The following is a 10,976-nucleotide window of genomic DNA, read 5'->3' as shown; positions in this document are numbered from 1 at the left end:
GGTCGCGCCCGGCAGGGCGGGCCGACCCGGCAGGCCCGGCACGGCCGGCACGGTCGGCGGGTTGGGTGCTACGGGCACGACCGGGGCCGGGGGCACCGACGGCAGTACGAGCGGCGCCCCCGGCGAACCGGACATCAGCTGCTTGAACACCGCGGTCGAGCGCGGATTGCTCCGGCACTGGAAGAAGCCGTGCGGGCAGTAGTCGGTGACGGTCTGGTAGGCGGTGTCGTGGGTGCGCATCCAGTCGACCATCCGCCGGACGAACTCGGGGTTGTCGCCGTTGCGGAACAGCCCCCACTCCGGGTACGAGACCGGCTTGCCGCGCCTGGCCGCGAACTCCACCTGGTCCTGGAGGCCGTACGGCTCGCGCACGTAGTCCTCGAAGGTGCTGCCGGCGGGCTGGTCGTAGCTGTCCATGCCGATGATGTCGACCACGTCGTCGCCGGGGTAGCACTTGGTCCACGGGACGGCGTCCAGGCCCCGGTTGGGGGCGAAGTCGAAGCGGAACCGCTGCCCGGGCACCGAGCGCATCACCCCGACGATCCGCCGCCAGTACGCCTTCCAGGCGGTGGGGTCGGGCTTGCAGCGGTGGGTGTAGGTGACGCCGTTCATCTCCCAGCCGAGGGTGATCACGGTGTCCGCGCCGCCGAGCGCCACCAGTCGGCGGGCGAGCCGGACGAAGTGGCTGTCGAAGTCCCCGTGCGCGCCCCGGTCCAGCAGCCGGGCGACCTCGCCGTCCGGCACCTGCGCCTCGTTGGGCACCAGCATCGGCACGCCGAGCACCAGCAGCCGGGACGGGTCGGCCAGCCGCCACTGGGACCACATGCCGAGCACCGCCGGCTCGCCCTCGATGTCCGCCCAGCTGTTGCCCGCCAGATAGGTGTGGCCGACCTGCAGGTTCGCGTTGCCGAGCCACTGGGAGTACTTGCCGATCTGCGGGATGTACCTGTCCCAGGAGCCGACGAAGGCGCCGAACGGTGGCTCGTGCCCGGGCCGGTGCACCGGCGGGCGGGGGGCCGCGCCGCGCGGTTCGAAGGCGTCGGAGGAGAGGGCGTGCCGTTCGGTCTGGCTGAGCGGCGTCCCGGCCGGGACGCCGGCCGTGGCCATCAGCAGCAGAGCGGCGGCTGCCAGCGTCAGGCGACCGATGCGCATGGTCTGTCCTCCGGACGTCGCGGGGGCGGGGCGGGCGGTGGCCAGGTCGACGGACGGTGGCGCCGCGCTCGCCGACAGTAGGCCAGGCGATGGACGGGAAAGCCGAATGTCACCCTAAAGTGGGCGATATTCGAACGCCGTCTGCCACAAGCTCCCTCCGGCCCGGCCGCGTGTATCAGCTCTGTAACGGTCCGGCGGGGCCGACGGGGCCCGCCGCGCAGGGCCCGGCCGACCGACCGGGGAGCCGACGGCGCAGGTGGGCGGGCGGGAGTACGGGACGGGCGCGCACGATCGGGCGTGCGGCGGGCGGGCGGGCCCCGGCGCGATTCCGGCTGACTCGCGCACCCGGTGAAAGGTACGCTCCGGCCGTGTCCTGGAAGCCGCCGCGTGTCCTCACCCCCCGCTCGATCCTGCCTGCCCTGGCGGTGATGCTGGTCCTTGCGGCCGGTGCGGCGGCGCACGCGAACAAGCCGGTGCCGTTCGGCGACCGGGTGGCGGGGCCCGCCGACGCGGACGCGACCCCGGTGAACTCCCAGTCGGTCAGCTCGGCCGACCTGGACCTCAAGGTGGTCGGTCCCGGTCTGGAGGCGTACCACAAGCAGACCGGCGAGCGGGCCTGGACGTACCGTCGCGAGGGCGCCGAGGCGCTCTACCTGGCGATGGCCGGGGACAACGCGATCGTGGTCTGGGACGACGGCCTGGTCACCTCGGTGCGCCCGGGCGACCACGAGGTGCGCTGGCACCGCGCCGTGCCGGGCCTCGCGGACTACCTGCGCGCCGACGGTGATCCGGGAGCGGACAAGCGGACCGACGCCCAGCGCAGGGACACCGCCGTGCAGCGGGCCGAGGCCGCGCTGCACACCGTCCAGCGGGACGGCTCGCCCTGGCTGGCCGTGGTGACGCCGAAACTGACCATGGGCCTGCGCGACGCCGACGGCGACCTGCGCTACAACGACCGGCCCTCCAACGGCTGCCTCTACGACCCGCTGCGCACCGTCCACACCGACTACGCCGTGCTCATCCCGCGCACCTGTACCAACAGCAGCGGGGTGGCCGTCTCCGGTGGCATCACGGGCTACCGGCTGGACAGCAACGGGTGGTCGATGATCACCGGTCCGGCCGCGACGGTGAAGGTGCTGGGCCGCAGCCGGGTGGAGATCACCGACGGTCCGATCGTGCCCCCCAAGGTCTTCGACACCAAGGCGGCGGCCCCCGAGACGGCCTGCTCCAGCGTGGACGCCCCGTTCGCCGCGGTCCGCCCGCAGGGCGGCTGCGCCGACCCGTCGGCGAGCCCGGCGGCGACCGTCCCGCCGACCCCGGCCGCCCCGACGGCGTCGGCCACCGACCAGGCGGCCGCGCAGCAGTAGGGCCGGCCGGTCCGGCAGGATCCGCCGGACGGGCCGCGACCGGAGCCCCCGCGGGTACCCCCGGGTGGTAGTGCCCCGGGGCGTTTCGCGCGGCCCGGTAGACTGGCCGTCATGGCTATCTTCTCCGGGCAATAGCGGGCGGCGGCGCCCAGTTCCACGGCGCCGACCGCCGATGAAGCCCCACTTCCCGCTGCCCGGGCCCGTACCCGGCCGCCCGCCCACGTCCCAGGAGTAGTCCCAGCCATGATTTCCGCCAACGCCCTCGAGCTGCGCGCCGGTGCCCGGATCCTGATCGAGTCCGCGAGCTTCAAGGTCGCCGCCGGCGACCGGATCGGTCTGGTCGGGCGCAACGGCGCCGGCAAGACGACGCTCACCAAGGTGCTGGCCGGCGAGGGTCTGCCCGCCGCCGGTACGGTCACCCGTTCGGGAGAGGTCGGCTACCTCCCGCAGGACCCGCGCACCGGTGACCTGGACGTCCTCGCCAAGGACCGCATCCTCTCCGCCCGCGGCCTCGACACCGTGCTGAAGAAGATGCGCGAGAACGAGGACCGGATGGCCAACGGCAAGGGCGCCACCCGGGACAACGCGATGAAGAAGTACGCGCGCCTGGAGACCGAGTTCCTCACCAAGGGCGGGTACGCCGCCGAGGCCGAGGCCGCCACCATCGCCGCCGCGCTGGGCCTGCCGGACCGCATCCTCGGCCAGCCGCTGCACACCCTCTCCGGTGGTCAGCGCCGCCGCGTCGAGCTGGCCCGGATCCTGTTCTCGGACTCCGACGTGCTGCTGCTCGACGAGCCCACCAACCACCTGGACGCCGACTCGATCGTCTGGCTGCGGGACTTCCTGAAGACCTACAAGGGCGGCTTCATCGTCATCTCGCACGACGTCGACCTGGTCGAGACGGTCGTCAACAAGGTCTTCTACCTGGACGCCAACCGCTCCGCCATCGACGTCTACAACATGGGCTGGAAGCAGTACCAGCAGCAGCGCGAGGACGACGAGAAGCGCCGCAAGCGCGAGCGGGCCAACGCCGAGAAGAAGGCCGCGACCCTGAACGCCCAGGCCGACAAGATGCGTGCCAAGGCGACCAAGACGGTGGCCGCCCAGAACATGGCCCGCCGCGCCGACAAGCTGCTCGCCGGGCTGGAGCAGGTCCGGGCGAACGACAAGGTCGCCAAGCTGCGCTTCCCGGACCCGGCCCCCTGCGGCAAGACCCCGCTGACCGCCAGCGGCCTGTCCAAGTCCTACGGCTCGCTGGAGATCTTCACCGACGTCGACCTGGCGATCGACCGGGGTTCCCGGGTCGTCGTGCTCGGCTTCAACGGCGCCGGCAAGACCACCCTGCTGCGGATGCTGGCCGGGGTGGAGGCGCCGGACACCGGCGAGGTGATCCCGGGTCACGGCCTGAAGATCGGCTACTACGCCCAGGAGCACGAGACGCTCGACGCGGAGCGCAGCGTCCTGGAGAACATGCGTTCTGCCGCGCCGGACACCGACCTGGTGCAGATCCGCAAGATCCTCGGGTCTTTCCTGTTCTCCGGTGACGACGTGGACAAGCCGGCCGGGGTGCTCTCCGGTGGTGAGAAGACCCGTCTGGCCCTGGCGACCCTGGTGGTCTCCTCCGCCAACGTGCTGCTGCTGGACGAGCCCACCAACAACCTCGACCCGGCCAGCCGCGAGGAGATCCTGGGCGCGCTGCGCGAGTTCTCCGGCGCGGTCGTGCTGGTCACCCACGACGAGGGCGCGGTCGAGGCGCTCGACCCGGAGCGGATCATCCTGCTGCCCGACGGGGTGGAGGACCTGTGGAACCCGTCGTACGCCGACCTGGTCTCGCTGGCCTGACCGGGAAGTAGACGCCCCATCCGCTTTTCGGACCAGAAAATCTAGTCCTTTCGGCGTGTCCGGGAATGAAGAAGACCCGGATTCCGTTTAAGCACTTCCTGTCGGCCCGCCACTCGATCGTGGTCGGGCCGACGCTGCTGATCAGCTCTTTCTCGGCACCCGGCGGTACCCGCCCGGGGGCGTGCACTCAGCGTGAGCGCCCTGGTGCGCTCGGATCACCACCGCAGGACCACGCATTTGCGACATCGACCTTGTCGAATGGGTGGCCAGGACGCGGTCGATGGGTGATCATGGGAATCTGACCGAGCAACGCTACGAGGAGGCACGGGTGGCCGAGACTCTGAAAAAGGGCAGCCGGGTGACCGGTGCCGCGCGTGAGAAGCTCGCGGCCGATCTCAAGAAGAAGTACGACTCCGGGGCGAGCATTCGCGCTCTCGCGGAGGAGACCGGTCGTTCGTACGGCTTCGTGCACCGGATGCTGAGCGAGTCCGGAGTGATCCTCCGGGGCCGCGGTGGTGCCACGCGGGGCAAGAACAAGGCGACTGCCGCGGCCGGTTCCTGACGGTCCGTCGGCTTTGAGCTGGATGGCGCGGCGGCAGGACGCCGACCGGGGAGACGACGGCTGACCACGGCCGGGCGTCCGCCCTCGGGTCGAGTGGACCGGCCGCCGATCGTCATGTCCGGATCCCGGGCTCCGCACCCGTTCCGATCTTTCGGGCCAGGGCCCTGCCCGTCCGCTCCCAGGTTTGTTACTCTCCGGTAGCCACGTCCCCCGCCACCGGAGGTTTCCGCATGACCGCCCCCGCCACCGACCCGCAGGCCCCGAGCTGGGAGCGGGACGGCGTCCGCCTGGAGATCGACGGCGAACTCGCCGTCGTCACCCTCTGTCAGCCCAAGCGGCGCAACGCCCAGTCGCCCGCGCTGTGGCGCGCCCTCGCCCAGGCAGGGCGCGAACTGCCCGGCAGCGTGCGGGTGGTGCTGCTGCGCGCCGAGGGCGTCTCCTTCTCGGCCGGGCTGGACCGGGCCATGTTCACCCCCGAGGGCATCCCCGGCGAGCCCACCTTCCTCCAGCTGGCCGGCTCCGCGGACAAGGAGCTGGACGAGGCCATCGCCTCGTACCAGGAGGCCTTCACCTGGTGGCGGCGCGCCGACCTGGTCTCCATCGCGGTCGTCCAGGGCCACGCCGTGGGGGCGGGCTTCCAGCTCGCGCTCGGATGTGACCTGCGGGTGGTCGCCGACGACGTCCAGTTCGCGATGAAGGAGACCTCGCTCGGCCTGGTCCCCGACCTGGCCGGCACCAAGCCGCTGGTCGAACTCGTCGGCTACGCCCGGGCGCTGGAGATCTGCGCGACCGGCCGCTGGGTCGGCGCGGAGGAGGCCGTCGCGACCGGACTGGCCAACCTGGCCGTCTCCGGCGCGGAACTGGACTCCGCCGCCCGGGACCTCGCCGCCGCCCTGCTGGCCGCTCCGCGCGGGGCCGTGATCGAGACCAAGGCGCTGCTCCAGGGCGCCTGCGGCCGGTCGTACGACGAGCAGCGTTCGGCCGAACGGGTGGCACAGGCGCGACGGCTGCGGGAGCTCGCCGGTATCGGCGACTGACCGCCGTTGAGGTGCTGGGAGGCCCGGCCCGGGGAGAACCCCGGTGCCGGGCCTCCCGGCGTTTCCGGACGTTCCCGAGGGCACGCTCGGCGGGCGGGGGTCGTGGCGAAATGCCAGAGTTGGAGAGGTTTGCGATATAGCTGGAGCCGCTACGAGGGAGATGCCCCATGCCTGAAACTCCGACGCCAGCGACCATGCACAAGACCACCGGCGGTGCGACGGCGCCCGGACCGCTCGCCGGTGCCCGACCCGCACCGGGCACGAGCCCGGGCGGCGACGGCGGACGGTCGGCCGGTGAGCGCGGCCGTACGGCTCTGGCCGTCGGCGTGGTGGAGAAGGTCGCCGGGATGGCCGCCCGCGAGGTCTCCGGCATCCACGCGCTGGGCTCCGGCCTGGCCCGCACCTTCGGCGCGATGCGGGACCGGGTGCCCGGCGGCAAGTCCAGCGTCGGGCGCGGGATCAAGGCCGAGATCGGCGAGAAGCAGACCGCGATCGACATCGCCCTGGTGGTGGAGTACGGCGTGGTGATCCCCGAACTCGCCCGCCAGGTGCGGGAGAACATCATCGACGCGGTCGAACGGATGACCGGCCTCGAGGTCGTCGAGGTCAACATCGCCGTCAACGACGTCCACCTCCCGGACGAACCGGAGTTCGAGGAGGAAGAGGAGCAGGTAACGGCACCCGGGCAGCGGCCCAGGCTCAAGTAAAGCCCGGCGAGGACGAGGGAGTAGCGGATGAACCTGGCCATCGTCGGCCTGGTGGTGGGCATGGCCCTCGGCTTCGCCGGGTACTTCGGCGGGTTCGCGGCGTTCCTGCTGGTGGCGGCGCTCGGACTGGTCGGCTTCGTGGCCGGGCGGCTGCTGGAGAGCGACATCGACCTGGGTGACCTCGGCGACCTGCTCCGCGGCCGCGACCGGCGGCGCTGATGGGGACCTCGGTTCCCGCCCCCGCCCCCGCCCCCGGCACGGCCCGCCGGGGGCGGCTCCGGGTCGCCGACCGGGTGTACGCACGGATCGCGGGGAAGGCGGCCCGGGAGGTGCTCGCCGAGGCGTGGGCCGGGCGGTCGGTGAGGGGGGCGCCGCCCCGGGTGACGGTGGCCCGGCCGGGCAGCACGGTGACCGTCCGGGTGGCCGTCGACGCGCCCTTCCCCGCGGACCTCGCGGGCCTCGCCCGGGCCGTACGGGAGCGGGTGGCGACGCGGGTGGTCGGGCTGACCGGGACCAGGGTGTCCGAAGTGGTCGTGGAGGTCGAGAAGTTGGTCGCCGGGGGAGCGTGGTGAGCCGGGACGGGGAGCGGACCGACCCCGGGGCCGGCTCGGTGCGGAAGGCGCCCCGGCTGTGGGCGGGGCGGGCGGCTACGGCGGCGATGGTCGCCACGGTGGTGCTGGTGGTGGCGGGGGCGCTGCTGTACGACGTGGTCGCGGTGCGGGCCGGGCAGCCGGCCCGGCGGTGGCGGGCGCAGGTCGCGGACGAGCTGGCCACGCGTCACCTGGACGACGTGTGGGTGCTGCTCGGGGCCGGGGTCTCGGTCCTTCTGGGCGGCTGGCTGCTGTGGCTGGCGATCACTCCCGGGCTTCGGCGGTGGCTGGTGCTGCGGCCGTACGGGGGGACGGACGCGGCGATCGAGCGGGCCGGGATCGGGCACCTGCTGGCGGACCGGGCCGCAGGGCTGAGGGGCATCGACCACCTGCGGATCAGGGTCGGGCGGCGGCGGGTGCGGGTGTCGGTGAGCGGGCCGGTGGATCCGGCGGTGGTGCAGCGGCAGCTGCGGGAGGAACTGGGACGGGTCGGCCTGGCGCGGCCGCTGCGGCTGGACGTGCGGTCCTGGCGCGGGGCGGCCGGAGGGGTGGCCGACGGCGCACCCGATCAGCCGGACGACCGGGCGGGGGAGGCGGCGGGGTGAGGCGGACGGTCGTCAACCGGGTGCTGCTGGGGCTGGTGGGGTCGGTGCTGCTGGGGTTCGGGGTGCTGGTGCTGGCGGGCGGACTGGACCTGTACCGGCGGCTGGGTGTCCATCCGCCGGGCTGGTGGCCGCTGACCTCGCCGGACCAGCCGGTGCTCAGCGCGCGCTCCCGGAGGCGTTGGGTGGAGTCCTCCTGGTGGTGGCCGACGGTGATCGGCGCGCTGGCGGTGCTGGTGGCGGGGATGGCGTGGTGGCTGGTCGCGCAGCTACGGCGGACCGGTCTGCACCGGATCGACGTGCCGACTCCGGGGGCGGGCGGACTGCGGCTGAAGGTGAGCGCCCGGGCGCTGGAGGAGGCGCTGGAGCACGGCACGTCGGTGCTGCCGGAGGTCGAGCGGGCCAGGGTGCGTTTGGTGCGGGCTCCCGGACACCCCCGGCTGCGCGGGGCCGTACGGCTGACACCGGGCGGGGATCCGGTGGGGCTGGTGGAGCACTTCGAGGACGGCCCGCGGGTGGACGCCGTCCGCAGCCTGGGGCTGGCGGAACTGCCGGCCGACCTGCGGATCCGGGTGCGGGAGGCCCCCGCCGAGCGGCGGCGGGGTCGGCGGAGGCACCGTCAGCTGGAGTAGCTCAGAGGGAGCGGAGAGCACCACCGTCGACGGGGACCATCACGCCGGTCAGGTAGGAGGCGGCGGGGGAGAGCAGGAACGCGGCGACCCTGCCGAACTCCTGGGGGGTGCCGTAGCGGCGGAGCGGGATGGTCGCGCCGGCCTCGGCGCGGGCGGCCGCCGGGTCGGGGGCGAGCGCGTCGAGTTCGCGGACCCGGTCGGTGTCGATCCGTCCCGGGAGCAGGCCGAGAACCCGGATGCCGCGCGGGCCGAGCTCGTCGGCGAGGGACTTGGCGGCCATGGCGAGGCCGGGGCGCAGGCCGTTGGAGATGCCGAGGCCGGGGATCGGCTGGCGGACCGAGCTGGAGAGCACGAAGCCGATCACGCCGCCGGAGGGCAGGGCGGCGGCCGCGGTGCGGGCGAGGCGCAGCGCGCCGAGGAAGACGGACTCGAAGGCGTCGCGCCAGGCGGACTCGGGGGTGGTCTCGACCGGGCCGGCCTGGGGGCCGCCGACGCTGATCAGGATGCCGTCGAAGCGGCCGAAGCGCTCGTTCGCCTCGGCGATCAGGCGGTCGGCGGTGTCCGGGCCGGCGTTGTCGGCGACCAGGCCGTGGGCGGTGCCGAGGGCGGCGAGCTCGGTGACGGCGGCGTCGACGGCATCCTGGGTGCGGCCGCTGACGAGCACATGGGCGCCTTCGGCGACGAGTTCGCGGGCGGTGGCGAGGCCGAGGCCCCGGGTGGCGCCGGTGACGACGTAGGCCTTGTTCTTCAGTCCGAGATCCATGGGGACATCTTGCCGGACAGGATCCGGGCCGCCCGCGGATTCGCACTGGCGTTGACGTCGGGGGGAAGGTTTACGGTCGGTACCGGCTGTTCGGGAGGAGTGGTTCGGCGTGCGGATCGGGGAGTTGGCGGAGCGGGCGGGGACGACCACGCGGGCGTTGCGGTACTACGAGCAGTTGGGACTGTTGCCGGCCCGGCGGGCGGGCAACGGGTACCGGGCGTACGACGAGGGGGACCTCCGGCTGCTGCGGGAGATCCGGATGCTCCAGGACTTCGGCTTCGGGCTGAAGGAGACCCGGCCGTTCGTGGAGTGCCTGCGGGCCGGGCACCCGGACGGGGATTCCTGCCCGGCCTCGCTGGAGGTCTACCGGCGCAAGCTCGCCGAGCTGGACGAGTGCATCGGGCGGCTCCAGGAGGTGCGCGAGCAGGTGGCCGGGCAGTTCGCCCGGGCCGTCCGGGCGCGGGACGACCTCGCGGTCGCCGAGCAGCCGCCCCAGTGTGAACTGACGGAGGAGTAGACGATGGTACGGATCGCGGGTGTGCCGGCGGTGACGGACGAGACCTTCGCCGCGGAGGTGCTGGCGGCCGAGGGGCCGGTGCTGGTCGACTTCACGGCGGACTGGTGCCCGCCGTGCCGGATGATGGCGCCGGTGCTGGCGGACGTCGCGCGGGAGGAGGCCCACCGCCTGCGGGTGGTGAGCGTCGACGTGGACCACAACCCCCGGACCCAGGCGGCGTACGGGGTGCTGTCGATGCCGACGCTGATGGTGTTCCGGGACGGCCGGCCGGTGCGGTCGGTGGTGGGTGCCCGGGCGAAGGCGCGGCTGCTGCGGGAGCTGGAGGACGTCCTCTAGTCCTGCTGCAGTACCAGGACGTCCTCCAGCGCCGCCGGGCCCTCAGGCGGGCAGGGCGTCGAGCTCGACCTCGGGCTCGGCGGCCTGCTTGGCGCGGTCCTTGGCCTCGCGGCGGATGAGGACCCAGACGCCGACCGGGATCATCGCGGTGAACAGCCACCACTGGATGGCGTAGGCCATGTGAGGGCCGATGTCCGAGTGGTCGGGCGCGGGGATCAGCTCGGGCTGGTCGGCCGGGGCCGGGTTGGTGGCGGTCAGCTCCAGGTAGCCGCCGAGGAGGGTGGTGCCGGTCTCCTTCGACTGCTGTTCGGTGTTGATCAGGTTGAACTGGCGGGCGGGGAGGCCGGCCCGGTCCTTGACCCAGCCGCCGCTGCTGCCGGTGGTCTCGTCGGCGCGCAGCCTGCCGGTGAGGGTGACCTCGCCGGCCGGGGCGGCCGGGACGGGCGGGTACTCGGTGGCGCCGTCGCCGGAGGGGACCCAGCCGCGGTTGACCAGGACGGTGCCCTTGCCGTCGGAGAGCTTCAGCGGGGTGACGACGAAGTAGCCGAGGGTGCCGTTGGAGTCGGTCCGCTTGCGGACCACGAACTCGTGTGCCGGGTCGTACTGCCCGGTGGCCGTCACGGCGCGCCAGGTGAGGGCGGAGGGCACCGCGGCGCCGGGGGCCGCGGACAGGCTGTCGAAGGGCACCGGTGATGCCGTCAGGGCCTTGCCGATCAGCTCGTTCCGGGCCACCCGCGCCTCGTGGCGGTGCAGCTGCCAGAAGCCCAGCTTGATCGTCGCGGGGATCAGCAGCAGCCCGATCAGCATGGTGATCAGCCACTGGCGGGTCAGCAGAAATCGGTACACATGGGAACGGTACGCCGACCTCA

Annotated in this window: 14 protein-coding genes; 11 read left to right on the top strand and 3 right to left on the bottom strand. The window is 73.3% G+C overall.

All coding sequences use genetic code 11. From position 1 onward, the window contains the following. The coding region (locus HS99_RS29825; protein WP_107406521.1) for a glycoside hydrolase family 26 protein at positions 1-1,152 on the bottom strand (1,152 nt) is incomplete at its 3' end. 368 nt (positions 1,153-1,520) lie between these two features. Here HS99_RS29825 and HS99_RS29820 point away from each other — a divergent pair. The 9 genes from HS99_RS29820 to HS99_RS29780 all read left to right on the top strand — a co-directional run bounded on the left by HS99_RS29820 (position 1,521) and on the right by HS99_RS29780 (position 8,491). Then, positions 1,521-2,519, top strand: a complete 999-nt coding sequence (locus HS99_RS29820) for a PQQ-binding-like beta-propeller repeat protein (protein ID WP_030285637.1) — start codon at positions 1,521-1,523, stop codon at positions 2,517-2,519. Positions 2,520-2,762: 243 nt separating this feature from the next. Next, positions 2,763-4,361 carry an ABC-F family ATP-binding cassette domain-containing protein gene (locus tag HS99_RS29815; RefSeq protein WP_030554603.1) on the top strand — a complete coding sequence of 533 codons (1,599 nt, stop codon included), beginning with the start codon at positions 2,763-2,765 and terminating at the stop codon, positions 4,359-4,361. A 328-nt stretch (positions 4,362-4,689) separates the two neighbouring features. Beyond that, positions 4,690-4,923: a helix-turn-helix domain-containing protein gene (locus tag HS99_RS29810; protein ID WP_030285640.1), complete on the top strand. Its 234-nt coding sequence runs from the start codon at positions 4,690-4,692 to the stop codon at positions 4,921-4,923. Between the two features lie 230 nt (positions 4,924-5,153). After that, positions 5,154-5,960, top strand: a complete 807-nt coding sequence (locus HS99_RS29805; RefSeq protein WP_030285642.1) for an enoyl-CoA hydratase/isomerase family protein — start codon at positions 5,154-5,156, stop codon at positions 5,958-5,960. A 167-nt stretch (positions 5,961-6,127) separates the two neighbouring features. Continuing rightward, a complete protein-coding gene (locus HS99_RS29800) occupies positions 6,128-6,667 on the top strand; it encodes an Asp23/Gls24 family envelope stress response protein (RefSeq protein WP_223885946.1) in 540 nt (179 codons plus the stop codon). A gap of 27 nt (positions 6,668-6,694) precedes the next feature. Next, positions 6,695-6,886, top strand: a complete 192-nt coding sequence (locus HS99_RS29795; protein WP_030285647.1) for a hypothetical protein — start codon at positions 6,695-6,697, stop codon at positions 6,884-6,886. Further along, on the top strand, positions 6,886-7,239 hold the full coding sequence (locus tag HS99_RS29790; RefSeq protein ID WP_030554601.1) for an Asp23/Gls24 family envelope stress response protein: 354 nt from the start codon (positions 6,886-6,888) through the stop codon (positions 7,237-7,239). The genes HS99_RS29795 and HS99_RS29790 overlap by 1 nt, the downstream gene beginning before the upstream one ends. Then, complete coding sequence (locus HS99_RS29785) at positions 7,236-7,862, top strand: DUF6286 domain-containing protein (protein ID WP_191093567.1); 627 nt, start codon at positions 7,236-7,238, stop codon at positions 7,860-7,862. Before HS99_RS29790 ends, HS99_RS29785 begins: the two co-directional genes overlap by 4 nt. Beyond that, on the top strand, positions 7,859-8,491 hold the full coding sequence (locus tag HS99_RS29780; RefSeq protein ID WP_050366519.1) for an Asp23/Gls24 family envelope stress response protein: 633 nt from the start codon (positions 7,859-7,861) through the stop codon (positions 8,489-8,491). Before HS99_RS29785 ends, HS99_RS29780 begins: the two co-directional genes overlap by 4 nt. Position 8,492: 1 nt before the next feature. On the opposite strand, the gene HS99_RS29775 is transcribed toward HS99_RS29780, so the two are convergent. Further along, positions 8,493-9,254, bottom strand: a complete 762-nt coding sequence (locus HS99_RS29775) for an SDR family oxidoreductase (protein ID WP_030554596.1) — start codon at positions 9,252-9,254, stop codon at positions 8,493-8,495. Between the two features lie 109 nt (positions 9,255-9,363). Here HS99_RS29775 and HS99_RS29770 point away from each other — a divergent pair, with 109 nt between their 5' ends. Both HS99_RS29770 and trxA read left to right on the top strand, forming a co-directional pair. Beyond that, positions 9,364-9,771, top strand: a complete 408-nt coding sequence (locus HS99_RS29770; protein WP_030554594.1) for a MerR family transcriptional regulator — start codon at positions 9,364-9,366, stop codon at positions 9,769-9,771. Between the two features lie 3 nt (positions 9,772-9,774). Continuing rightward, positions 9,775-10,107, top strand: coding sequence for a thioredoxin (gene trxA, locus HS99_RS29765; protein ID WP_030285666.1), 333 nt, complete (start codon positions 9,775-9,777; stop codon positions 10,105-10,107). A gap of 42 nt (positions 10,108-10,149) precedes the next feature. Here the strand turns inward: trxA and HS99_RS29760 are convergent, their stop codons facing one another. Beyond that, positions 10,150-10,953 (bottom strand): SURF1 family cytochrome oxidase biogenesis protein, encoded by an 804-nt coding sequence (locus tag HS99_RS29760; RefSeq protein ID WP_030554591.1) that lies wholly within the window; start codon positions 10,951-10,953, stop codon positions 10,150-10,152. Between the last annotated feature and the right edge of the window lie 23 nt (positions 10,954-10,976).

Origin of the sequence: Kitasatospora aureofaciens, from assembly GCF_001188955.3 — a bacterium.
GTDB classification, from domain to species: domain Bacteria; phylum Actinomycetota; class Actinomycetes; order Streptomycetales; family Streptomycetaceae; genus Kitasatospora; species Kitasatospora aureofaciens.
The sequence above is the reverse complement of the archived record's forward strand: the minus strand, read 5'-3'. Positions and strand labels throughout refer to the sequence as shown.